The organism is Marinobacter sp. LQ44, assembly GCF_001447155.2.
Classification (GTDB): domain Bacteria; phylum Pseudomonadota; class Gammaproteobacteria; order Pseudomonadales; family Oleiphilaceae; genus Marinobacter.
In genome coordinates this window covers 624,199-649,023 of the sequence record NZ_CP014754.1, presented here as the reverse complement: position 1 = coordinate 649,023, position 24,825 = coordinate 624,199, and the positions used below count along the sequence as shown (strand labels likewise).

Below are 24,825 nucleotides of genomic sequence, written 5' to 3'. Positions count from 1 at the left end.
GGAGCAATGTAGCGGCTCAACGAACCCGGACTCGATCTCCATCATTCAGTCCACGCCCCGGGTGCCTTACAACGCGGTCGCCTTCATTGAGTCCCGACAGGATAGCGGTGTTCAGTCCGTTACCGGGGCCGGTCTCCACTGGCTGGACGTTGGCGCGGTCTCCGGTCACCTTGAATACCGCGTACCCATTGTTATGGCGGAACAGGGCGGAGGCGGGGACTTGCAGGGTGTCCTCCGCTTGCCAAAGGATAAACTCGGCATCCACGCGGTAGCCATCGCCCAGAAGTTGCCAGTGCTCGTGGGGGCTGAGCATATCCGCGATGACTTTTACCCGTTGTTCCTCAACGCCAAGCGCCGAGACATCCTGGAAGCCGACCGGCTCTACTCGCCGGATAACGGCATCAAGTGTGGGGCCGCCCCAGCCCGTAAGGCGGGTGGCCAGCCCGGGCTCCAGTTTCACCGCATCGAAACTCAGTACGTCTACCACCACTTCCAGGGTGCCTGGGTCTCCCAATTCCAGTAATGGCTCCCCGGCCTGGACAATGCCTTCGCTTTTTCTGACCAGCCCGAGTACAGCACCGTGAATGGGCGAGCGCACGGCAACGCGTTCGGCCGGTTTGCCTCCGTTAGCGGCGCTGGACACCTGCAGCCGGGTTTGGGCGGCCGCCAGTTCGTGGGTGGCCACTTCTTCATCAAACCTGGCAGAGCGTAATATAGCCTGGGCACGGGCGGCGGTGGTTCTGGCTTGTTGTAGTTGTTCCTCCGAAACGAAGCTGGAAGGTTTCAGCGCCAATAACCGCTGGTATTCCTGTTGGCTGAAGTCTGCATCGGCTTCCGCCGCTGCGGCTTTCTGCCGGATGGATTGAAGCGCAGAGCGGGCGGCGGCTACGCGGGCTTCTGCCTCGGCGCGGCTGCGGGCATCCAGAATGCTGGCGGGCATGGGGTCTATCAGGGTGAGAAGCTCCCCAGGGATAACGGTATCGCCCACGTCCAGTTCGAGCCGATGGACAAAGCCAGTGACAGGCGAAGACACCAGATAGCGATCTTTTACCCGGGTTTTACCTTCTTCCAGAACGGTGACTTCAAGCGGCCCCCGTTGTGCAGTCGACAGATCTACCCATACCGGTTCCGGCCGCAGGATAAAGGCGACAATGACCACAATCACTACCGCGATCAGTGACCAGAAAAGCCGTTTGCCGGTGATCTGTTTACGCTCGGCCATGGGTTGTTCCCTGCAAGTTGAGTTTATTCACGGGTTTTCAGTACGGCCACCAGGTCCAGTTTACGTAGCCTGCGCCAGGTGATGAAGCCGGAGATCAGGGCAGAGGCGATCACTACGTTTGCTGCCAGTGCCAGGGTTTTACCGGTGATGATCAGTGGCACCCGGTATAATTCGGTTTGCATGGCTGTTACCACGAGCTGGCCAAGCCCGGTACCCACGGCCCAGCCCAGTGGTATGCCCAATATCAACAATACCGCAAGCTCCCCCAATAGTATGTGGGACACTTCGTTATGGCTGTATCCCAGCACACGCAGGCTGGCCAGATCTCGCGCTCGCTCTGCCAGTGAGATTCGGGCGGTGTTGTAGATCACGCCAAACGCGATGGTGCCGCCTAGCAAGCTGATAATGAAGGTGTAGGTCAGGAAGGTTTTGGCCAGGGTTTCAAAGAAGCTGTCGAGCATGGCCTGGCGTAGATTCAGGGCCATCACTTTGGGTGTGTCGCGCAGGTCCCGGTAAACCGTTTCGGTGAGGTCTGGGTCCAGGTTCATCAGTATCTGGTTGATGACGGGGCCTTCTCTCAACGCCCGGTTCATGGCGTCCAGGTTCATATAGGCACCCACGCCCAGAAATTCGCTGGTGACGCCGGAAACGGGCAGGTTCAGGGTAGGGCGCTGGCCTTCCAGTACACGCACGGTCAACGTGTCGCCGGGGCGCAGGCCTAATGAGTCTGCCAGGAAATCGGTCAGCAGTATGCCGGCCTGGGGGATGCTGACGTCCTGAAGCTGGTGGTCGACCACAAATTGCAGTTTGGCGTCTTCAGGGATACCTGTCAGCGCGGTTCGCCAGCGCCGGTGGCCGTGAATCAGCTCTACCGCCGTTACCCGCCGGCCTTCGGTGTACCAGATGCCGGGAAGCCGGGCTAAGCCGTACATAGCTGACTGGCTTACCGGGTCTGTCAGGCTGACGGTGAGGTCCTGTTTCTGAACCTTGGCGAACTGGGTATGTACCATCAGCGAGACCGAACTGAACTGAAAATTGCCCACCACCACAATCGCGGTGGCCATGGCAATCCCGGTGATGGAGAGCAGGGTTCGGCCTGGCCGCCGTGACAGGTGCCGTACGATCATGCGAGAAGGCTGGGTAAACCGGTCCCAGCCCAGCAGGCGTTCCAGTGTACTGATTTGAAAGCGGGCCGGGCCTTCCGGCTGCATGGCCTGGGCCGGAGGCAGCGTGGCTGCGGCGCGGATGGAGCGCCACCCGCCAAGCCACGCGACGCCCAAACTGGTGGCGGCGAGCAGCAACACCCATAGTGGGTTGATTCGGAACAGCAGTTCGGGAAAGCGGTAAAAGTCCATATAGAGTTCACCCAGCGCCCGCCCGAGCCAAAGCCCGGCTAATGTGCCAATGGCCAGTCCAATCAGGGCAATAACGAGTACCAACTGGCTGTAATGCCAGCCAATTTGCCGATTGCTGTAGCCAAAGGCCTTGAGCACCGCGATGATTTCTCGCTGAGTGCTGATCAACCGGCTGACCACCACGTTCAGAAGAAACATAGCAACGCCCAGGAAAATGGCAGGGAAGATGGTGGCCATGGCTTTGAGCTGCTCAAGCTCATCACTCAGAAAACGATGAGAGAACTGGTCTTCACGGCCGAAGGCGCCGGCACTGCCGTAGCGGTCAAGTAACCTGTCCAGGCGGTCAATCACATCCTCAACCGGGTAATCAGGAGCTGTTTGCAGCACCAGGCTGTTGAAGGCCCCCCGCATGTCCATGGCCGAGGCCAGTGCCTCCTCGGCCATCCAGACCACGCCGTATCGCTCGTAGTCCGGCAACATCCCGCCGGGTGGAATGACATAGATGAACTCCGGTGATTCCGCGATACCAACCACGGTGAGCCGTTGTTGGCGGCCGTTAATTATGCCGAATATCCGATCATCCAGCTGAAGGTCGTGGGCATCGGCGAAGCTTCCGATAATCGCAACTTCGTCGGTGCGGCTGGCATCCGGCAGCCGCCCCTGGCGCAGGTAGAGTTGATTGACGGCGGGTTGACCGGTGGCAGGCACTGAAACCAGCCGCGCGGATATCGGGTCTTCATAACCGGCCACGTCGAGTTTGGCAACGCCCTCCACCCGCGCACTTAGGCGTGTGATACCTGGGATGTCGGAAACCTGCGCCAGTACCTGTATGGGGGCTCGTTTGAGGTTTACGAAGACGTCGGCAAACTGGTGTTCCTGGTAATACTGGTCCCGCGTGGCGGTGAGCGACGCGTAATTCACCAGTGATAACAAGCAAACCGCGATGCCGCCGGCAATCACCAGGGCAATGGCCAGCATCTGGCCGCGCATCTGCCAGATTTCGCGGCGCAGCTTGGTTCGGAGGATGCTGGTACCAAAGAGGGCCATGGCGCTACCAGTTGAGAGTTTTTGGGTCTTGCCGGTGAGCATTGCGCTGTTCACCGCTGATCAGGCCGTCTGAGAGGGTGATCACCCGGTCTGCCATCAGGGCAATAGAGGCGTTGTGGGTGATGATCACCGTGGTGGTGCCAGTTTCCCGATTGGCTTTCTCCAGAGCCTCGAGTACCAGAACACCTGTAGCGGAATCGAGGGCGCCTGTGGGCTCATCACACAGCAACACGTTAGGCTGTTTGGCTATGGCCCGGGCAATGGCAACCCGTTGCTGTTCGCCGCCAGACAACTGGGCCGGGAAATGATCGGCCCGGTTGGCAAGCCCGACCAGTTCCAGTGCCTGGTCCGGCGCCATGGGGTTGCGGGCGATTTCGGTAACAGCGACGACGTTCTCCCGGGCGGTCAGGCTTGGGATGAGGTTGTAGAACTGGAAAACAAAGCCCACGTAATCCCGGCGGTAGCGGGTGAGTTCCTTGTCGGTGGCCCGGGCAAGGTCCGTTTCCAGGTACCGGACTTCACCGCTGGTCGGTATATCCAGGCCGCCGAGAATATTCAGCAGTGTCGATTTGCCAGAGCCGGAGGCACCCAGCATGACCACCAGTTCACCGGCGTAAAGGTCGAGATCCACTCCGCGCAGGGCGTGCACCTGTACTTCACCCTGCTGGTAGGTTTTGGTTAGGCCGCGGGTGTGGAATACCGGAGCGCCTGATAGCGCGGATGCAGCCATAATACGACTCCCTTCGTAAACAACAGATCACGACCAGTATAGCCTGTTGGGAACTCCCGGATTTGATCCGGCGCATTCTCAATGCGAACACAGGTGCTAACGGCAGGGGCAATCAGGTAAAGTCGGTCAATAGCTTACTCACCGTCAATCGGAGACCAAACATGAGTGATTCAACCTATACGCCTCCAAAGGTCTGGAAATGGGACAGCAGTAACGGTGGCAGGTTTGCCAACATTAATCGTCCCGTTGCCGGGCCTACCCACGACAAAGCGTTGCCGGTGGGGGAGCATCCATTCCAGCTGTATTCCCTGGCCACGCCCAATGGCGTGAAAGCGACGGTGATGTTTGAGGAGTTGCTGGAGAAGGGTATCAAAGAGGCAGAGTACGATGCCTGGCTGATCAACATCATGGAAGGAGATCAGTTCAGCAGCGGGTTTGTTGAGGTAAACCCGAATTCCAAGATTCCGGCGTTGCTGGACCGCAGCGAGAACCCGGCCGTGCGGGTGTTTGAATCCGGATCTATTCTTTTCTATCTGGCGGAAAAGTTCGGTGCCTTTTTACCAACAGACCGGACCCGGCGCACAGAGACGATGAACTGGCTGTTCTGGCAGATGGCCAGCGCACCGATTTTGGGTGGTGGTTTCGGGCATTTTTATGCCTATGCCCCGGAAAAATACGAGTACCCGATCAACCGTTACACCATGGAGGTGAAGCGGCAACTGGATGTGCTGGATCGCCAGTTGGCGGACAACCAGTACATCGCCGGTGATGAATACACCATTGCCGACATGGCAATCTGGCCCTGGTATGGCTCGCTGGTGAAGAACACGGTGTACGAGGCGGCGGAGTTCCTGGAGGCCCACACCTACACGAACATTTTGCGTTGGACAGATGAGCTGGCCAAGCGCCCCGCGGTGCAACGTGGCCGCATGGTAAACCGGGCCTGGGGTGAGCTGTCTTCCCAGCTGCACGAGCGGCATGATGCCAGTGACTTTGATTTGCGTACCCAGGACAAGCTGGACAGCGAAAAATAAGGGGAAACAATGGCGATTCCTGCGGCGTTAACCGAAGACCAGATTTACCACCGTTGTCCGTTGGACAAGTTGAACTTTGAGACAACGGCAACGCTGGAGGAACTGGAACTTCCTTTTGGGCAGGAGCGCCTGCTGCGCGCGATGGAGTTTGGCGCCAGCATGGAGGCCAATGGTTTTAACCTGTTTGTGCTCGGCCCGTCCGGGGCCGGCAAGCATGAACTGGTTAGGCAGTTCCTCGATAAACATGCCTCAGGACAGCCGGTGCCTTCTGATTGGTGCCATGTTTTCAACTTCCAGCAATCCGACAAGCCGAACGCCATTGAGTTGCCGCCGGGTGAAGGCCGGCAGTTCAAGCGTGATATGAGTGACCTGGCGGCAGAACTTAAAACGGCTATTCCGGCTACCTTTGAAAGTGAGGAGTATCAGGCTCGCATTCAGGAGCTTCAGGAAGAGGTGACCCGTCGCCAGCAGAAAGGCCTGTTCGCCATTCAGGAAGAAGCCAACGCCAACAACATTGCCATGATCACAACTCCGGCCGGCTTTACCTTTGCGCCCATGCGTAACGGCGAAGTGATTGAGCCGGAGGAATACAAGACCTTCTCTGATGATGAGAAGGCGCTGGTGGAGGCCAAGGTTGAAGACCTGCAGAAGAAACTGCAGCAGGCTATCCAGCAAGTGCCGCGGCTGCGCAAGGAAGTGCGAGAGCGTATCCACGCTCTGAACGAAGAGATGGTTCAGCTGACCCTGGGCGGCCCCATTGGCGAATTGCGCGAGAAGTGGTCGCACCTGCCGGAGGTGGTTGCCTACCTGGATGCGGTTCGGGAAGACGTGGTAGAACACGCGGAAGCCTTCCAGGATAGTGAAAACGGCGCCCCCGCCGGGTTGCTCAATCGTTACCGGGTGAACCTGTTGGTGGATAATTCGGAAACGCAGGGCGCCCCGGTGGTGTATGAGGACCTGCCCAATCACCAGCACCTGACTGGTCAGATTGAGCATCGTGCTCACCAGGGTAACCTGTACACGGATTTCACATTGATCCGGGCCGGTTCGCTGCATCGGGCCAATGGCGGTTTTCTGATCCTGGATGCCCGCCGCATTCTGACCCAGCCCATGGCCTGGGAAAGCCTGAAGCGTATTCTGTTTTCCAATGAAATTCGTATTGAATCCCTGGAGCGCCTGTACGGCCTTGCCACTACCGTCAGTCAGCAGCCTGAACCGATCCCGCTGAAAGTGAAAGTGGTGCTGGTGGGCGACCGGACCTTGTATTACCTGTTGGCACACTACGACCCGGACTTCCTGGACCTGTTCAAGGTTGAGGCAGATTTTGAGGATGATCTGGACCGGGACGGAGAGAGCTATCAGCTCTACGCCAGAATGCTTGCCACCATGGCCAAATCTGTAAAGGCCCGGCCGTTGGACAAGCCTGCCGTGGGGCGTTTGATTGAGCATGCCAGTCGCCTGGCTGGTGATCAGAAAAAACTGACCGCCCATGACCGGGTATTGAAAGACCTGCTCAGCGAGGCAAATCACTGGGCTGCACGTGCCGACAGCAAGCACATCGGCATCGGGCATATTCAGCAGGCGATTGATGAGCGCGAGTTCCGCGCCAGCCGCATTCGGGAACGTAGCCTGGAGCAGATCTACCGGGGTGTGGTGATGATTGCCACAGACGGTGAGCAGGCGGGGCAGGTGAACGGCTTGTCTGTGTTGCAGATAGGTGCCACCCGTTTTGGTCAGCCTACCCGCATCACGGCCACCGCCCGGCCCGGCAAAGGCCAGGTGGTGGATATTGAGCGTGAGGCGAAACTTGGCGGGCCCATTCACAGTAAGGCGGTGATGATCTTGTCCCGCTTTCTGGCAGGCCGCTATGCGCCCATGGGTGATTTATCCCTGTCTGCGAGCCTGGCCTTCGAGCAATCCTACGGGGGCGTGGAAGGCGACTCCGCCTCGGTAGCGGAAACCTGCGTGTTGTTATCGGCTATTACCCGTGTGCCGTTGAAACAGTCGTTGGCGGTGACCGGCTCCATGAACCAGCACGGTGAGGTTCAGGCAGTGGGAGGGGTGAATGAGAAAATCGAGGGTTTCTTCAATGTCTGCAAGAAAAACGGTGGGGTAAATGGCCACGGCGTTTTGCTGCCCGCCAGTAACGTTGAGCACCTGATGTTGAATGAAGAGGTGCGCAAGGCGGTTAGGGAGGGCGTGTTTGCCATTTACCCGATGACCCACATTGATCAGGCCATTGAGCTGATGACCGGCATGGCGCCAGGCTCGCCTGATGATGAGGGCGGTTATCCGGAAGGGAGCTTCAACCGTCGCGTGGCCGATCGTTTGGCGGAGTATGCAAAGGTAGGGCAAAAGAAGGAAGACGCCCAGGATAACGACAGCGGAGGCAAGAACGGTGACCGCTGAGCAACAGCTACCGGTGGAGCCAGTGGGCCGGGTGCTGATTCTGTTGGATGGTTCAAGGTTAAGTTTGGCGGCTCTGGAAGCCGCGGCGGACATTGCCCATGCGCGAAAGGCCGAAGTGCTGGGGGTGTTCGTGGAAGAAGTGAACCTGTTGCGCAGCGCGGGCTACGGGTTCACAAGGGAAGTGGGCAGAAGTTCCGGAGTCACCCGGCCAATGGACCTTGCGGCTATTGAGGCCCGGATGCGCTCGCTGGCGGAGCAGGCGAGAAGATCGCTGGAGCGTGCCATGGCGCAACGGGGGCTTGCCCAGGCGCTCACCTTGTGTCGCGGCCGTGTGGCAGATGAAGTATTGAATCTGGCGCGGCCAGGGGATTTGCTGGTGTTAGGCCGCGTGGGCTGGTCTGGCAGTCCGGGCTCTCGCCTTGGGTCCACGGCCAGGGTTCTGGTGAGCCAGGCGCTCGGGGATGTGTTGTTGTGGGCCGATCCGCCCATGCGGTCCCGAAATCGCATTGTGGTGTTGCTGAATCACGATCAAGGGGCGAACCATCGGGCTGTCAGGGTTGGCGCTGAGCTGGCAAGGCGTAACCGGCAGCCGTTAACGATTCTGGTGCGAACCGAAACCGGCCGTGATGAGCGTATCGCCGAGGATTTGCTGGCCTATATGGAAAGCCAGGGTATTACCGCCCGGGTCAGTTTCTTGCCCATGGCCAGTGCCGGAGCTGTTGCACGGGTGATCAGGGAGGAAGGCGCCTCGCAACTGGTGCTTAGCCGGCAGTGCAGACTGTTCCGTGAGCAGGGCGCCGATTCCCTGTTGATCGAGATGAACCTGCCGATCATCGTAACGCCCTGAAGCCAGGCTGGTAATCAGGCGATTTTCCGGTTACCGGCTTTGTTTAAAACCTCGGTGATTTCCTCGGTGGAGAGGGTTTCGTGTTTCATCACCGCCTTGGCCAAGGCGTCCAACTCCTTGCGGTGTTCCTTGAGGAAGTTGACGGTGTAGGATTCCAGGTCCATGAGTTGCGACTGGATTTCTGAATCAATCAGGTCGGCCAGCTTTTCACTGTACTCCCGGGGGGCACCCATCTCCCGTCCCAGGAACACGTGCTCCTCACCAATACCCAGTCCCAGCGGGCCCACTTTCTCACTCATGCCCCACTGGCCGATCATTCGGCGCAGTAATTTTGTGGCTTCTTTAAGATCGTTCTGGGCGCCGGTGCTGACCTCACCGTAGATGATTTTCTCGGCGGAGCGGCCGCCGAGCATGACTTTGATGCGGTCCCGCAGATAGCTTTCGGTGTAGTTGTATTTGTCTTCTCGGGGAGTTTGTTCGGTTACGCCCATGGCCATGCCATGGGGGATAATGGTGATCTTGGTGAGTGGGTCGGCCTTGGGCATGTAATAGGCCATGATGGCGTGCCCGCACTCGTGGTAGGCCACCACTTCCCGTTCTTCCGGCGTTAGCTGGGCATCCCGCTCCTCGCCCAGAATCAGTCGGTCCCGGGCCTGCTCAAAGCAGTGGGCGTTAACCTCGTCCAGATTTTCCCGGGCGGCGGTCAGGGCGGCTTCGTTGACCAGGTTCTTCAGGTCTGCGCCGGAGAAACCCGTGGTGCGGGCCGATAACTGCGCAAGGTCGACATCGGCCGCCAATGGCACCTTGCGTACATGCACCCTGAGGATGGCTTCCCGAGCCTCTTTGTGTGGGCGATCCAGGGTAATCTTGCGGTCAAAACGCCCGGGGCGGAGCAGGGCGCTGTCCAGAACATCCGGGCGGTTGGTGGCTGCCAGCACCAGAACATTCTCGTGGGCTTCGAAACCATCCATCTCGGTCAGGATCTGGTTCAGGGTCTGTTCCCGTTCATCGTGCCCGCCACCCAGGCCTGCGCCCCGGGAGCGGCCAATGGCATCCAGCTCGTCGATAAAAATCAGTGCGGGTGCTTCCTTGCGGGCATTCTGGAACATGTCCCGAACTCTTGCGGCGCCTACGCCCACGAACATTTCAATAAACTCGGAGGCGCTGATGCTGAAGAAGGGCACTTCCGCCTCACCGGCAATTGCCCTGGCCAACAGGGTTTTACCGGTGCCTGGCGGCCCCACCAGCAGCACGCCTTTGGGCATCACCGCCCCGAGGCGCCGGTACTTATCGGGCGACTTCAGGAAGTCGATGATCTCCGCAATGTCGCGCTTGGCGGATTCTATGCCTGCCACGTCATCCAGGGTGGTGGTTGAGGTTTCCCGGCGAGCCCGGCGGGCCCGGGATTTGGCGTAATCAAACGCTCCGCCACCTTGGGTCATGCGTTTTTGTGCCGCTCCCCAGAACCAGAACATCAGCGCCAGCAACAGTATCCAGGGCAGGAAGCCAAGAATCAGGTCCTGCCACCAGGGCCGGCCCGACGGCGCACCGCGAATGACAACCTCTTGCCGCTCCAGCAATGACAGCAGATCCGGATCGTCAACCGGTGGCCGTAACGTCAGGAAATTCTCTGTGCTGCGCCCGGTATCGGAACTGAACCGGGCGGCACCGGCCTCGGTAAACCGGCCACGGATTTCTTCGTTGCGCAGGGTGACTTCCTGCACCTGCCCGTTCAGCACCGCTTCTTTAAACTCGGAATAGGCCAGTTCCTGCTGCTGCGGGCGACCGGTGTCCTGTAGCCACAAAAACATCAGGAAAAAGGCAGCGCTCAGCCACAGGAATGAATACTGGTTCGGTATGGCTGGCTGAGGCTTGTCGTTGTTATCGGGTTTGCCTGGTTCGTTCGGGTTGGTCATCTCGGCCTCCGGTCGCCCTCCATGATCTTGGCCACGAACACCGATTTTCCGTAGGTTTCGAAAGACCACTTCATGGTATCGGACAGCACGTTCATTACTTCATCATAGTCGCCGAAAATTTCGGTGCTCATACGCCCGGGATAGACTTCCAGGCCGGTTTGTTTGAGGCGATCAATCAGATCCCAGATCGGTTGCTTGTAATCGTCTTTAAGCGGATAACAGCTCAGCTGTACAGAAAGGTACATGATTTGCCTCCCAAACAGTCTGAGGCGGGTCAATTCCCGCCCGGTTAAAAGCCCATCGCCGATGACGTGCTCCGGCGTGGATCGGCACCGCCGTAGAGGGTGCCGTCTTCTCCAATCATAATACTCTGGCTAGCGCCCATGGCGGTGCTGGTGGTGACCTCATGGCCTTTGGCCTCCAGCAGGCGCACGGTGTCCGGGCTGATGCCCTGTTCCATGCGGATTTCGTCGGGCAGCCACTGATGGTGGATGCGGGGCGCGGCAACGGCGGTCTGGATGTTCATGTTGTGGTCTATCACATTCATCAGAACCTGCAGGGTGGTGGTGATAATGCGGGAGCCGCCAGGGCTTCCGGTTACCAGAAAGTTGCGGTTGTCTTTGCGCACCACGGTCGGGGACATGGAACTGAGCATGCGTTTGCCCGGTTGGATCTTATTGGCCTCGCCGCCGATCAGGCCGTAAGCATTGGGTTCACCCGGCTTGGTGCTGAAATCATCCATTTCGTTATTTAGCAGGAAGCCAGCGCCCGCCACGGTAATGCCGGAACCATAGCTGAAGTTGATGGTGTAGGTGTTGGATACCGCATTGCCCCAGCGGTCCACCACGGAAAAATGAGTAGTCTCGGGGCTTTCATAGGCAGCCGGATGGCCGGGCTTGATGTCGCTGGCGGGCCGTGCTTTGTCCGGGTTGATGCCTTTTCGCAACTCTGCTGCATAGGCCCTGCTGGTCAGCCCGCGCAGCGGAACCTCCACGAAATCGGTATCGCCCAGGTATTCAGCCCGGTCGGCATAGGCCAGTTTCATGGCCTCGGCCATGTGATGAATGGTCGCGGCGGAATTGTGGCCCATTTCGGTAATGGGGAAGCCCTCAAGGATGTTGAGGATCTGGATGATATGGGTGCCGCCGGAGGAGGGTGGCGACATGGAATAGATGTCGTATCCACGGTATTGGCCATGAACCGGTTGCCGGACGGCGGGCCGATAGGCCTTGAGATCATCCAGGGTGATCAGGCCGTCGTGGCGTTGCATCTCATCAACAATCAACTCGGCGGTCTTCCCCTGGTAAAAATCCTCTGGGCCATGCTCTGCAATGCGCTTGAGGGTGTCGGCGAGGTCAGGTTGCTTGAAGACTTCCCCCGGTTGCGGTGCCGAACCGTCCTCCTTATAAAAGGCCGCCTTGGTAGCGGGCCAGCGTTGCAGGCGCTCTCTGGCTTGTTCCAGGCCTTCGGTGAAACGATGGGGAACCACGAAGCCCTCCTGAGCGAGCCGGATGGCCGGGGCCAGGGCTTCCCTTAACGACAGAGTGCCGTGCCGTTCCAGCGCGAGGGCCAGGCCAGCGACGGTGCCAGGCACGCCGGCGGCCTGGTGACTGAACCGGCTGCGCTGACTGACGACGTTGCCATTGTCATCCTGGAACATGGTTTCGCTGGCGCCGGCCGGGGCGGTTTCCCGGTAGTCGATGGCTTCTGGCGCGCTGCCGTCACCGGGTGCATACAGCAGAAAGCCGCCGCCACCGATATTGCCGGAACGAGGCTGGGTGACCGCCAGTGCAAAACCTGCGACGACCGCTGCATCAATGGCGTTGCCACCGTCTTTGAGAACCTGCAGGGCCACCTCGCTGGCCAGGGTGTGACTGGTGGCTACCATGCCCTGGGTGGCCTGAACCGGGTGGAATCGCTCGCCTTCAAGGATGGCCTGATTGCTGGCGTAGGCGGCATTCAGTGCCAGTAACGCCATCAGTGCGGTTGTCAGGCCCCACAGGCGCCTCAGTGGAATTCTTGGCCGGGGGCTGTGGATCACTCTGTCTGTCATTGGATTCCTCGTTTCTGGCTGCCAGATAGGCTATCATAGCCGATCATTTTTTCCGGTGCGCCCAAGCACGCCACCGCAGGCGGATGGCTGTGGTTTTCCGGCGCACCCGCTTTCCCGGATTCAAGTTAAGGAAAGGCTTAATGGAGCATACCTATCGTCTTGTTATTTCCTGCCCGGACCGGGTAGGGATTGTTGCCAAGGTGAGTAATTTTCTGTCCACCTACAACGGCTGGATTACCGAGGCGAGCCACCATTCAGACACTCAGTCTGGCTGGTTCTTCATGCGTCACGAGATCAAGGCTGAGTCGATCCCCTTCGGGCTTGATCAGTTCCGCGCCGCGTTCGAACCGATTGCCCGCGAATTCAACATGCGCTGGCACATCGCCGATTCCGCCCGGCCCAAACGCGTCATCCTGATGTGCAGCAAAGAATCACACTGTCTGGCGGACCTCCTGCACCGCTGGCACAGCAAGGAACTGAACGCCGAAATGGTGGCGGTTATTTCCAACCACGATGACCTTCGCCGGATGGTGGAATGGCACGATATTCCCTATCACCATATACCGGTCAGTAAGGAAAACAAGGCAGAAGCTTTTGCTCACATTGAAGAGCTTTTCCAGAAGTACGATGCCGACGTGGTGGTGCTGGCGCGTTACATGCAGATTCTGCCGGCTGAGCTGTGCGAAAAGTACGCTGGCAAGGTGATCAACATTCACCACAGCTTCCTGCCGTCGTTTGCCGGGGCCCGCCCGTATCACCAGGCCTACAGCCGGGGCGTGAAGCTGATCGGGGCCACCTGCCACTACGTGACCCAGGACCTGGACGAAGGTCCGATCATTGAGCAAGACGTGATTCGCATCAGCCACAGCGATTCCATTGAAGATATGGTTCGGCTGGGCAAAGACGTTGAAAAGAACGTGCTGGCCCGCGGCCTTCGGTCTCATATCGAAGACCGCGTGATTACCTACGAAAACAAGACCGTAGTGTTCGATTAAGGCTGTGCCACAGTCGCCCCTCGGGGCAGTGGACTGTGGTATGCTTGGCGGCTTGTTGAAGAATAAAGACGGGGCCCGGAAACGGCCCCGGTACGACTTCCAGATAACGCAAAGGAACCTTTCTCGATGGGTGAGTTAGCCAAAGAGATCCTGCCGGTCAATATTGAAGACGAATTGAAGCAGTCCTACCTCGATTACGCCATGAGCGTTATCGTCGGCCGGGCTCTGCCAGACGTGCGTGACGGCCTCAAGCCGGTGCACCGTCGGGTGCTGTTCGCCATGTCCGAGTTGGGTAACGACTGGAACAAGGCATACAAGAAATCCGCCCGTGTGGTGGGTGACGTTATCGGTAAATATCACCCCCATGGTGATTCAGCCGTTTACGACACCATTGTTCGTATGGCTCAGCCGTTCTCCTTACGATACCCGCTGGTGGATGGTCAGGGTAACTTCGGGTCCATCGACGGCGACAACGCCGCCGCCATGCGTTACACCGAAATCCGCATGGAGAAAATTGCCCATTCGCTGCTGGCGGACCTGGACAAGGAAACCGTGGATTTCGTCGACAACTACGACGGCACCGAGCGTATTCCGGAAGTCCTGCCTACCCGTGTACCGAACCTGCTGGTAAATGGTTCTTCCGGTATTGCTGTGGGTATGGCGACCAACATTCCGCCCCACAACCTGACGGAAGTGGTCAATGGTTGTCTGGCGCTGATTGATAATCCGGACCTGTCCATTGACGAGTTGATGGAGTTTATTCCCGGCCCGGATTTCCCGACCCAGGGCATTATCAATGGTCGCGCCGGCATTGTTGAAGCCTACCGCACTGGCCGCGGCCGTATTTACATCCGCGCCCGCCACGAGATTGAGCACGACAAGAAAACCAATCGTGACGCCATCATCATCACCGAACTGCCGTACCAGCTGAACAAGGCGCGGTTGATCGAAAAGATTGCTGAACTGGTTAAAGAGAAGCGCCTGGAAGGCATCACCGAGCTGCGTGATGAATCCAACAAGGAAGGCATCCGGGTGGTGATCGAGCTTCGCCGTGGTGAAAACCCCGAAGTGATCGTGAACAACCTGTTCGCCCACACTCAGCTGCAAACCGTGTTCGGTATCAACATGGTGGCGCTGATCAACGGCGAGCCGAAGATTCTGAACCTGAAGGAAATGCTTGATGCGTTCGTTCGCCACCGCCGCGAAGTGGTGACGCGCCGGACCATCTATGAGCTGCGCAAGGCCCGCGAACGCGGCCATATCCTGGAAGGTCTGACGGTTGCCCTGGCCAACATCGATGAAATGATCGAGCTGATCAAAGCATCACCGAGCTCCGTGGAAGCCAAAGAAAAGCTGATGTCCAAGGGCTGGGTGCCGGGTGATGTTCTGGCCATGCTAGAGCGTGCCGGTAAAGACGCCTGCCGCCCGGACGATCTGCCGGAGATCTACGGCCTGCGTGATGGCCTGTATTACCTGTCTCCGGAGCAGACCCAGGCGATTCTGGATATGCGTCTGCACCGCCTGACCGGTCTGGAAACCGAAAAGCTCCAGAACGAGTACAAGGATATCCTCGAGAAGATCGCCGGCCTGCTGGAAATTCTGGCGGATCCGGACCGCCTGATGCAGGTCATCCGTGAGGAGCTGCAAGCCGTGGTAGCCGAGTTCGGTGACGAGCGCCGTACCGAGATCACCAGTTCGCAGCGCGACCTGACGATTGCTGACCTGATCGATGAAGAAGACCTGGTGGTCACCATTTCCCACAGCGGTTACGCCAAGACCCAGGCGGTTGAAGATTACCAGGCCCAGCGCCGTGGAGGCCGGGGCAAGGCAGCAACCTCGATGAAAGACGAAGACTTCATCGAAAAGCTGCTGGTGGCCAACTCCCACGACACCATTCTGTGTTTCTCCAACCGGGGCAAGGTGTACTGGTTGCGGGTGTTTGAGATTCCCCGTGGCAGCCGTGGTTCCCGTGGTCGGCCGATGGTCAATATCCTGCCGCTGGAAGAAGGTGAACGGATTACCACTTTCCTGCCGGTGCGGGACTACCCGGAAGATCAGTTTGTATTGATGGCCACCTCCGCCGGTGTGGTCAAGAAAACGCCGCTGCCGAACTTCTCCCGTCCGCGGAGCAGTGGTCTGATTGCTTTGAACCTGGATGAAGGCGATACCCTGATTGGCGCGGCCATTACCGATGGTTCCGCCGAAGTGATGCTGTTTTCCACTGCGGGCAAAGCCGTTCGCTTCCAGGAGGAGCAGGTACGCCCGATGAGCCGGACCGCCCGTGGTGTACGTGGTATCAAGATGCCGGAAGGCCACCATGTGGTGTCCCTGATTATCCCGCAGGAAGGCGGTGTGATTCTTACTGCCAGTGAGCACGGCTACGGCAAGCGTACCGCGATTGATGAGTTCCCGGCATACAGCCGTGGCAGCCAGGGCGTTATCGCCATGCAGTGCTCCGAGCGTAACGGTAATCTGGTAACGGCGCTTCAGCTGTTTGAAGGCGACGAGATGATGCTGATCTCCGACAAGGGCACCCTGGTGCGTACCCGTGCCGACGAGGTTTCCGTGCTCAGCCGGAATACCCAGGGTGTGCGCCTGATTCGCCTGTCTCAGGAAGATGAGCGCCTGGTGGGTGTGGAGCGTATTGCAGAGTCTGATGACGACGACGTCGAAGTAGAAGGCGAGGAAACCGAAGAATGAGCAGGGCGTTTAATTTCTGTGCCGGTCCGGCCACCTTGCCGGAAGCCGTGCTGAAGCAGGCTCGTGACGAGATGCTGGATTGGCGTGGCACCGGTATGTCGGTTATGGAAATGAGCCATCGCAGTGACGAGTTTGTGGCCATTGCCGATGCGGCTGAAAAGGACCTTCGGGAACTTGCAGGCATTTCAGATGATTACGCCGTACTCTTCATGCAGGGTGGAGCTTCCAGTCAGTTTTCCACCATCCCTCTGAACCTGCTTGGTGACAAGTCGTCGGCCGATTATGTGAACACCGGTATCTGGTCCAAAAAGGCCATTGCCGAGGCCAAGCGCTACGGTAGCGTGAATGTGGTGGCCAGCTCTGAGGATGGCGGGTTTACCACCATTCCGGATCAGTCAACCTGGAACACCAGTGCCGATGCCGCTTACCTGCACTACACCCCAAATGAAACCATCGGTGGCCTGGAATACGACTTCATTCCGGACAGCGGCAGTGTGCCGCTGGTGGCGGATATGTCATCCACCATGCTGTCTCGCCCGGTCGACATCAACAAGTTTGGCCTGATTTACGCCGGCGCCCAGAAGAACATCGGGCCGTCTGGCCTGGTAGTGGTGATTATCCGCAAGGACCTGCTGGGCAAGGCCCGCAAGGAAACGCCGACGATGATGAACTACCAGGTCATCGCCGATAACGGTTCTATGTACAACACGCCGGCCACCTATTCCTGGTACCTGTCTGGCCTGGTGTTCAAGTGGCTGAAAGAGCAGGGCGGCGTAAAGGCCATGGGCGAGCTGAATGCCCGCAAGTCGAAGAAGCTGTACGACTTCATTGATGCCAATGATTTCTATGCCAACCCGATCGAGCCGCGTTTCCGTTCCTGGATGAACGTGCCGTTCACCCTGGCGGACGATGCTCTCAACGGTGAGTTCCTGAAGGGCGCGGAGGCCCGCCACCTGCTCAACCTGCAGGGCCACCGCTCGGTGGGTGGTATGCGCGCCAGTATCTACAACGCCATGCCGGAAGAGGGCGTGGATGCGTTGATTGACTATATGGCGGAATTTGCGAAGGAGCGGGGCTGATCATGACGGATGAGAAGACCCGCCTGGGCGAACTGCGGGACGAAATAGACAGTCTTGATCAACAGATCATGCAGTTGATCAGCGCTCGCGCCAAGTGTGCCCAGGAAGTGGCCAATGTGAAGATGGCTGCCAATCCTGGCCAGGACGTGTTCTTCTACCGTCCCGAACGGGAAGCCCAGGTGCTGCGCCGCATTAAGGAGCAGAATCCCGGCCCGCTGCCAGCGGAAGAGATGGCCCGATTGTTCCGGGAGATCATGTCTGCCTGCCTGGCTCTGGAGAAGCCGATGCACATCGCGTTCCTGGGGCCCTTGGGCACCTTTACCCAGGCGGCGGCGCTCAAACACTTTGGCCATTCGGTTATCAGCGTTCCGCTGCCAGCCATTGACGCGGTGTTCCGTGAAGTGGAATCCGGTGCGGCCCAATACGGCGTGGTGCCGGTGGAAAACTCCACTGAAGGCATGGTCAACCACACGCTGGATATGTTCATTTCCTCGCCGCTGAAAATCTGTGGCGAGGTGCAGTTGCGCATTCACCATCATTTGCTGGTCTCGCCCAAGCACAAAGACCAGGAAATTACCCGGATTTATTCCCACCAGCAGTCCTTTGCCCAGTGCCGCCAGTGGCTGGATACGCACCGCTACGGCATTGAGCGAATCACCGTGTCCAGCAATGCGGAAGCGGCCCGCCGGGCGGCGGAAGAGCCCGGCTCCGCTGCGATTGCTGGCGATATGGCCGCAGAATTGTACGGGTTGGAAAAACTGTCCAACAGCATTGAGGACCGCCCGGACAACACCACCCGCTTCCTTATTATCGGGCGCGAAGAGGTGCCGGCCAGCGGCCAGGACAAGTCATCCGTACTGGTGTCCATGCGCAACAAGCCTGGCGCCCTGTATGCGGTGCTGGAGCCTTTCCATCGCCATGGCATCAGCTTGACTCGCATCGAAACCCGGCCGTCGCCCAGTGGTACCTGGGCCTATGTGTTCTACATCGATTTCGAGGGGCACGTGGAAGATGAGCAGGTAAAGAAAGTGTTGTCAGAAATCGACCAGGAAGCCGTGGAGCTGAAGCGCCTGGGCTCCTATCCCATCGGCGTGCTTTGATTTCTGAAAGATCTCAACCGGAGGAAAGTTTAATGGCAGTGGATTACCAGAGTCTTGCGGTAAAAGGTGTTCAGGCTCTGTCTCCGTATCAGCCCGGTAAGCCCATTGAGGAGCTTGCCCGGGAACTGGGGTTGAATCCCTCGGAGATCATCAAGCTGGCCAGCAACGAGAACCCTCTGGGCCCCAGCGAGAAGGCTCTGGCGGCCGCTCGTAAAGCGCTGGAAGAACTTTGCCTGTACCCGGACGGCAACGGCTTTGAGCTGAAACAGGCACTGGCCAACCGGTTCGGCGTGGGTATGGATCAGATTACCCTGGGTAACGGCTCTAATGATGTGCTCGAGGTGATTGCCCGCTGTTTTGCCGACACCGACAGTGAAGTTGTGTTTTCCCAATATGCCTTTGCGGTTTATCCCATCGTTACCCAGGCCATTGGTGCCAAAGGGGTGCCGGTTCCCGCCAAAGAGTGGGGGCACGATCTGGAGGCCATGGCGGCAGCGGTGACCGAACGCACCAAGCTGGTGTTCGTGGCCAACCCCAACAATCCTACCGGTACCGTGCACACGGCGAAGGCGATTGAGGCATTTCTGGATCAAATTCCGGAGCGGGTATTGGTGGTTCTGGATGAAGCCTACTGCGAGTATCTGAGCGGTAGTGAATACCCGGACGGCATCAAACTGCTTGAGCGTTATCCTAATCTGATTGTTTGCCGCACGTTCTCCAAAGCCTGGGGGCTTGCAGCTTTGCGGGTTGGCTATGCCATCAGCTCGCCGGCCATTGCTGATATCCTGAACCGGGTGCGGCAGCCGTTTAATGTCGACTCGGTCGCCCTTGCGGCGGCCACTGCGGTTTTGCAGGATGAAGCCTATCTGAATCGTTCCCGGGAAGTGAATGAGGCTGGCCTGCGTCAGTTATCGGAAGCCTTTGAATTAATGGGCCTGCCTTATATTCCGTCTGCGGGTAATTTTATTGCCGTTGAAGTGGGCGATCAGGCCCAGGGAATCTATCAGGCGCTGCTGTCTCATGGTGTGATTGTTCGCCCGATCGCCGGCTATGGCATGCCGTATCACCTGCGGGTGTCGGTGGGGCTCCCAGAGGAAAATGAGCGATTCCTGGATGCCTTGTCCCAGTCCCTGGCGGCTGCCGGGCAGGGGGGTTGAGGTGGCTGATAACCAGCCTCTTTTTCAGCGTGTTGCTGTCATTGGTCTTGGGCTGATAGGTGGTTCCCTGGCAAGCGCCATTCGCAGCCACAACCTGGCGCGGGTTGTCGTGGGCTTTGATCAAAAACCGGAAGACGCGGCACTGGGCGTGGACCTCGGTGTTATTGATCAGGCGGCGGCCACGCTCGAACAGGCGGTGAGAGGGAGTGATCTGGTGGTCCTGGCCGTGCCGGTTCGGGCAACGCGGGTGGTGCTGGAACAGATACGGCCCTGGCTGGCGAATGACGCAGTGTTGACCGATGTCGGCAGCACCAAGTCCAGTTTCGTCGCAGATGTTAAAGCCGTATTCGGCAGCTTGCCGCCAAGAGTGATCCCCGGGCATCCGATTGCTGGCTCGGAGAAAAGCGGTATCCGGGCGGCCAACCCGGACCTGTTCGCCAATCACAAAGTCATTCTGACCCCGGCCGACGATGCCGATGCGGCGGCGCTTTCAGGGCTAACGGCTCTTTGGGAGGGCACCGGTGCAACGGTCCTGACCATGTCGGTGGCGTATCACGACGAAGTGTTGGCGGCCACCAGTCATTTGCCCCATCTCATTGCTTTTTCCCTGGTGGACACCCTGGCGGGCGAAGACCAGAATATGGACATTTTCCGGTACGCCGCCGGTGGCTTCCGGGACTTCACCCGCATTGCCGCCAGTGATCCGGTAATGTGGCATGACATTTTTTTGTCAAACCGCGATGCCGTGTTGCGCGTGATTGATCATTTTACCCAAGACCTGGATCAGCTCAGGGCGGCCATTGCCAATGGCGATGGTGCAACCCTAATGCGGGTTTTCAGTCGCGCCAAAGCGGCGCGGGAACATTTTTCGAAGATGCTTTCAGGACAGGCTTACGTGACTAACAATACCGACAAGCAGGTTATTTTTACTATGCAGCCCGGCGGTTCCGTTCGGGGTGACATTCGGGTTCCGGGTGACAAATCCATGTCGCACCGGTCGATCATGCTGGGCGCCCTGGCCGAAGGTATTACCGAGGTAAAGGGCTTTCTGGAAGGCGAAGACAGCCTGGCCACCTTGCAGGCATTCAGGGATATGGGCGTAACCATTGAGGGCCCGGAAGACGGCTTCGTGCGCATTCATGGCGTGGGTATGCACGGGCTCCAGGCACCGCGCGGCCCTCTATACCTGGGTAACTCCGGTACGGCTATGCGCCTGTTCTCTGGCCTGCTGGCGACACAGCCTTTTGACTCCGAGTTAACCGGCGATGCCAGCTTGTCCAAGCGCCCCATGGGCCGGGTTGCCGACCCGCTGCGTGCGATGGGTGCGGTGATTGATACCGCCGAGGGTGGTCGCCCACCGCTCAGGATCCGCGGCGGTAACCCGTTGACCGGTATCCACTATGAAATGCCGGTTGCCAGTGCCCAGGTCAAATCCTGCCTGCTGCTGGCGGGCCTGTACGCCGAAGGCGTTACGTCGGTAACGGAACCCGCACCGACCCGTGACCATACCGAACGAATGCTGGAGGGCTTCGGTTACCACGTTCACCGTGATGGAGCCACAGCCAGCGTCACCGGTGGTGGCAAGCTGACAGCCTGCGCCATTGACGTGCCGGCGGATATTTCTTCAGCGGCATTCTTCCTTGTGGCGGCGAGTATCGCCCCGGATTCCGACCTGACCCTGCGCCATGTTGGCATGAACCCGACACGGGTAGGGGTGATCAATATCCTTCGCCAGATGGGTGCCAACATTGAGGTGCTCGAAGAGCGGATGATTGGCGGCGAGCCTGTAGCTGACCTGCGTGTTCGGTCCGCAGAGCTGCGCGGTATTGATATTCCGGAAGATCAGGTGCCGCTGGCGATCGACGAATTCCCGGTGCTGTTTATTGCTGCAACCTGCGCCAAGGGCCGCACCGTGTTGCGCGGGGCCGAAGAACTTCGGGTAAAAGAGAGTGACCGGATTCAGGTCATGGCGGACGGGCTTGCGGCTCTGGGCGTTGAAACCACGGTCACCCCGGATGGCATTGTCATCGAAGGCGGCCAGACCATTGGCGGCGGCACGGTTGAAAGCCATGAAGATCACCGGATCTCCATGTCGTTCGCCGTTGCCTCTCTGCGAGCCACTGGCCCTATCCGCATCAACGATTGCGCAAATGTGGCTACGTCGTTTCCGGGCTTTGTTGACCTGGCCAAACAGACTGGCATTCAAATCAGTACAGAAGGCGAGTTTTAATGACCCAAAGCAAGGCACCGGTAATCGCCGTTGATGGTCCCGGAGGTTCCGGTAAAGGTACCATCACTCAGATGCTGGCCAGAAAGCTTGGCTGGCATCTGCTCGACAGCGGGGCACTTTATCGGTTGACGGCATTGGCGGCTATGCGGCAGGGCGTGGCATTGAATGACGAAGCCGGTTTGGTAAAGGTGGCGGTTACCCTGGATGTGGCTTTCGAGCCCACGGGCGAAGGCCACCCGGTCAAGGTGGTGCTGGCAGGTGAGGACGTAACCTCGGAAATCCGCACTGAAACCTGTGGCGACAATGCCTCAAAGGTGGCGGTGATACAGCCGGTGCGCGATGCACTGTTGCAACGCCAGCGGGATTTTCGGCAGCTGCCCGGGCTGGTGGCAGATGGTCGGGATATGGGAACGGTGGTTTTTCCCGATGCGCCGGTAAAGATATTCCTGACTGCCAGTGCCGAGGAGCGGGCGCGGCGCCGTTATAATCAGTTGAAGCAAGCAGGGGTCGATGTTAACATTGACGCCCTTTTGGAAGAGATACGGGTGCGTGACGATCGGGATATGAACCGGTCAGCGGCCCCTCTCAAGCCTGCGGATGATGCGCAAGTCATTGATTCTACGGGTTTGAGTATAGAAGAGGTGTTAGACAGGTGTATGGCCGCAGCAGGTCAGGCCTGACTACACCTTTTTGTTGTTGGAATGCCGGAAACAGCGCTAAATTGCCAGCCGCTGGCTGATTCCGGAAATCGTTAACAGACCGTGTTGCTGGCGGCACGGAGCACACTTGCGTTGATCATATAGGGCACATAATGAGCGAGAGCTTTGCGGATCTTTTCGAAGAAAGTTTGAAAGAAATCGATATGCAACCAGGTTCCATTGTTCAGGGAACCGTTGTAGACGTCGATAACGACTGGGTCACCGTTAACGCCGGGCTGAAGTCCGAAGGCGTTATCCCCGCCTCCCAGTTCCTGAACGAAAAAGGCGAGTTGGAAGTAGCTATCGGCGACGTTGTCGATGTGGCTCTCGATGCAGTTGAAGACGGTTTCGGTGAAACCCGTCTGTCCCGTGAGAAGGCCAAGCGCGCTGAAGCCTGGAAGGTACTTGAGAAGTCCTTCGAAGCGGAAGAAGTTGTCAAGGGTATCATCAACGGTAAGGTCAAGGGTGGTTTCACTGTTGATCTGGCTGGCATCCGTGCCTTCCTGCCGGGTTCCCTGGTAGACGTTCGTCCGGTTCGCGACACTGCGCACCTGGAGAACAAAGAACTCGAATTCAAGGTTATCAAGCTGGACCAGAAGCGTAACAACGTGGTTGTTTCCCGCCGCGCCGTTCTGGAAGCTGAAAACAGCGAGCAGCGCGAAGCTCTGCTGGAAACCCTGACCGAAGGTCTGGAAATCAAGGGTATCGTCAAGAACCTGACCGACTACGGCGCGTTCGTAGATCTGGGCGGTGTTGACGGCCTGCTGCACATCACCGATATGGCCTGGAAGCGCATCAAGCATCCGAGCGAAATCGTGAATGTGGGCGACGAAATCAATGTTAAGGTCCTGAAGTTTGATCGCGAGCGTAACCGCGTATCTCTGGGTCTGAAGCAGCTGGGTGAAGATCCGTGGGTAGAAATCAAGGCCCGTTACCCTGAAGGTGCCAAGGTTACTGCACGCGTTACCAACCTGACTGACTACGGCTGCTTTGCCGAGCTGGAAGAGGGTGTTGAAGGTCTGGTTCACGTATCCGAAATGGATTGGACCAACAAGAACATCCATCCGTCCAAGGTTGTTCAGGTAGGCGACGAAGTTGAAGTGATGATCCTGGATATCGACGAAGAGCGTCGTCGTATTTCCCTGGGCATCAAGCAGTGCGTTGCCAACCCGTGGGAAGACTTCTCCGGCAAGTTCAACAAGGGCGACCGTATCTCCGGTAAGATCAAGTCAATCACTGACTTCGGTATCTTCATCGGCCTGGACGGTGGCATCGACGGTCTGGTTCACCTGTCTGACATCAGCTGGAACGAGACTGGCGAAGAAGCCGTTCGCGAGTACAAGAAAGGCGACGAAGTTGAAACCGTTATCCTGTCTGTTGATCCAGAGCGCGAGCGCATCTCCCTGGGTATCAAGCAACTGGAAAGCGATCCGTTTGCCGAGTTCGTTCAGCTGAACGACAAGGGCTCCATCGTTAAGGGTACTGTTTCTGCAGTAGACGCCAAAGGCGCTACCATTGCCCTGAACGAGGAAGTTGAGGCGGTACTGAAGGCTTCTGAAATCAGCCGTGACCGCGTTGAAGACGCGCGTAACGTTCTGAAAGAAGGCGAAGAAGTTGAAGCGAAGATCATCAGCATCGATCGCAAGAACCGCGTAATCAACCTGTCTGTCAAGTCCAAAGACGTTGAAGACGACAAGCAGGCTCTGGAAAACGTACGTAGCAAAACTGCAGAATCCTCTGGTGCGACCACCATCGGTGATCTGATCAAAGAGCAGATGCAGCAGCAAAACGCCAACAAGGATTAATTTTCCGGTTGGCATCAAAAAAACGGGCTCTAAGAGCCCGTTTTTTTTGTGTTTTTTTCTGGTTTGGCTAAACTAGAGGCACTGGGACCCGGTAATTGACTGCGGAATAATAATGACAGAGGGAAACGCCTCATGACGAAGTCCGAACTGGTTGAACTGATTGCCTCCAAGCAAACACAGCTCTCCGTCAAGGATGTGGAGTTAGCGGTTAAGACCATCATCGAGCATATGTCTCAGGCCCTTGCCGATGGTCAGCGTATTGAAATCAGGGGATTTGGCAGCTTTTCCCTGCATCACCGGGCAGCCCGAACCGGGCGTAATCCGAAAACTGGTGAAGCGGTGCAGCTGCCTGCCAAGTATGTTCCGCACTTCAAGCCCGGCAAAGAATTGCGTGAGCAGGTGAATGACAGCTTGAAGAAGGGTTTTTAAGCCCGGTTCCAGGCAATGC

General features: G+C 58.1%; 18 protein-coding genes. 12 read left to right on the top strand and 6 right to left on the bottom strand.

What is annotated here, in order from left to right; all coding sequences use genetic code 11:
• Window positions 1–16: 16 nt before the first annotated feature.
• Genes ASQ50_RS03025 through ASQ50_RS03015 form a run of 3 tightly spaced genes read right to left on the bottom strand, consistent with a single transcriptional unit; the run spans window position 17 to window position 4,354 of the window.
• The gene (locus ASQ50_RS03025; RefSeq protein WP_058090524.1) at window positions 17–1,222 is read right to left on the bottom strand and encodes an efflux RND transporter periplasmic adaptor subunit; all 1,206 of its coding nucleotides are present in this window, start codon (window positions 1,220–1,222) and stop codon (window positions 17–19) included.
• A gap of 23 nt (window positions 1,223–1,245) precedes the next feature.
• The gene (locus tag ASQ50_RS03020) at window positions 1,246–3,666 is read right to left on the bottom strand and encodes an ABC transporter permease (RefSeq protein WP_227513252.1); all 2,421 of its coding nucleotides are present in this window, start codon (window positions 3,664–3,666) and stop codon (window positions 1,246–1,248) included.
• A complete protein-coding gene (locus ASQ50_RS03015; RefSeq protein WP_058090526.1) occupies window positions 3,629–4,354 on the bottom strand; it encodes an ABC transporter ATP-binding protein in 726 nt (241 codons plus the stop codon). The genes ASQ50_RS03020 and ASQ50_RS03015 overlap by 38 nt, the downstream gene beginning before the upstream one ends.
• Window positions 4,355–4,515: 161 nt before the next feature.
• Here ASQ50_RS03015 and yghU point away from each other — a divergent pair, with 161 nt between their 5' ends.
• From yghU to ASQ50_RS03000, 3 genes are read left to right on the top strand one after another with little or no spacing between them, the layout of a single operon-like run.
• A complete protein-coding gene (gene yghU / locus ASQ50_RS03010; RefSeq protein WP_058090527.1) occupies window positions 4,516–5,388 on the top strand; it encodes a glutathione-dependent disulfide-bond oxidoreductase in 873 nt (290 codons plus the stop codon).
• A gap of 9 nt (window positions 5,389–5,397) precedes the next feature.
• Complete coding sequence (locus ASQ50_RS03005; RefSeq protein WP_058090528.1) at window positions 5,398–7,797, top strand: Lon protease family protein; 2,400 nt, start codon at window positions 5,398–5,400, stop codon at window positions 7,795–7,797.
• Entirely contained in the window at window positions 7,787–8,644 is an 858-nt protein-coding gene (locus tag ASQ50_RS03000; RefSeq protein ID WP_058090529.1) for a universal stress protein, read from the top strand. Before ASQ50_RS03005 ends, ASQ50_RS03000 begins: the two co-directional genes overlap by 11 nt.
• Before the next feature lie 14 nt (window positions 8,645–8,658).
• Here ASQ50_RS03000 and ftsH read toward each other — a convergent pair whose 3' ends face one another.
• From ftsH to ggt, 3 genes are read right to left on the bottom strand one after another with little or no spacing between them, the layout of a single operon-like run.
• Window positions 8,659–10,560 carry an ATP-dependent zinc metalloprotease FtsH gene (gene ftsH / locus ASQ50_RS02995; RefSeq protein ID WP_058090530.1) on the bottom strand — a complete coding sequence of 634 codons (1,902 nt, stop codon included), beginning with the start codon at window positions 10,558–10,560 and terminating at the stop codon, window positions 8,659–8,661.
• Window positions 10,557–10,805 carry a YkoF family thiamine/hydroxymethylpyrimidine-binding protein gene (locus ASQ50_RS02990; protein ID WP_058090531.1) on the bottom strand — a complete coding sequence of 83 codons (249 nt, stop codon included), beginning with the start codon at window positions 10,803–10,805 and terminating at the stop codon, window positions 10,557–10,559. Before ASQ50_RS02990 ends, ftsH begins: the two co-directional genes overlap by 4 nt.
• Before the next feature lie 44 nt (window positions 10,806–10,849).
• The gene (gene ggt, locus ASQ50_RS02985; RefSeq protein ID WP_264754040.1) at window positions 10,850–12,538 is read right to left on the bottom strand and encodes a gamma-glutamyltransferase; all 1,689 of its coding nucleotides are present in this window, start codon (window positions 12,536–12,538) and stop codon (window positions 10,850–10,852) included.
• Between the two features lie 215 nt (window positions 12,539–12,753).
• Between ggt and purU the strand changes: the two genes are divergently transcribed.
• The 9 genes from purU to ASQ50_RS02940 all read left to right on the top strand — a co-directional run bounded on the left by purU (window position 12,754) and on the right by ASQ50_RS02940 (window position 24,806).
• The gene (purU, locus tag ASQ50_RS02980) at window positions 12,754–13,608 is read left to right on the top strand and encodes a formyltetrahydrofolate deformylase (RefSeq protein ID WP_058090533.1); all 855 of its coding nucleotides are present in this window, start codon (window positions 12,754–12,756) and stop codon (window positions 13,606–13,608) included.
• Between the two features lie 126 nt (window positions 13,609–13,734).
• Window positions 13,735–16,308 (top strand): DNA gyrase subunit A, encoded by a 2,574-nt coding sequence (gene gyrA, locus ASQ50_RS02975; RefSeq protein ID WP_058090534.1) that lies wholly within the window; start codon window positions 13,735–13,737, stop codon window positions 16,306–16,308.
• Window positions 16,305–17,387 (top strand): 3-phosphoserine/phosphohydroxythreonine transaminase, encoded by a 1,083-nt coding sequence (gene serC / locus ASQ50_RS02970; protein WP_058090535.1) that lies wholly within the window; start codon window positions 16,305–16,307, stop codon window positions 17,385–17,387. The genes gyrA and serC overlap by 4 nt, the downstream gene beginning before the upstream one ends.
• Before the next feature lie 2 nt (window positions 17,388–17,389).
• A complete protein-coding gene (gene pheA, locus ASQ50_RS02965) occupies window positions 17,390–18,487 on the top strand; it encodes a prephenate dehydratase (protein WP_058090536.1) in 1,098 nt (365 codons plus the stop codon).
• A gap of 32 nt (window positions 18,488–18,519) precedes the next feature.
• Window positions 18,520–19,644: a histidinol-phosphate transaminase gene (gene hisC, locus ASQ50_RS02960; RefSeq protein ID WP_058090537.1), complete on the top strand. Its 1,125-nt coding sequence runs from the start codon at window positions 18,520–18,522 to the stop codon at window positions 19,642–19,644.
• Window position 19,645: 1 nt separating this feature from the next.
• On the top strand, window positions 19,646–21,874 hold the full coding sequence (locus ASQ50_RS02955) for a bifunctional prephenate dehydrogenase/3-phosphoshikimate 1-carboxyvinyltransferase (RefSeq protein ID WP_156509970.1): 2,229 nt from the start codon (window positions 19,646–19,648) through the stop codon (window positions 21,872–21,874).
• A complete protein-coding gene (gene cmk / locus ASQ50_RS02950) occupies window positions 21,874–22,554 on the top strand; it encodes a (d)CMP kinase (RefSeq protein ID WP_058090539.1) in 681 nt (226 codons plus the stop codon). The genes ASQ50_RS02955 and cmk overlap by 1 nt, the downstream gene beginning before the upstream one ends.
• Window positions 22,555–22,685: 131 nt before the next feature.
• The gene (rpsA, locus tag ASQ50_RS02945) at window positions 22,686–24,377 is read left to right on the top strand and encodes a 30S ribosomal protein S1 (protein ID WP_058090540.1); all 1,692 of its coding nucleotides are present in this window, start codon (window positions 22,686–22,688) and stop codon (window positions 24,375–24,377) included.
• Between the two features lie 132 nt (window positions 24,378–24,509).
• Window positions 24,510–24,806, top strand: a complete 297-nt coding sequence (locus tag ASQ50_RS02940) for an integration host factor subunit beta (protein ID WP_058090541.1) — start codon at window positions 24,510–24,512, stop codon at window positions 24,804–24,806.
• The last annotated feature ends 19 nt before the right edge of the window (window positions 24,807–24,825 follow it).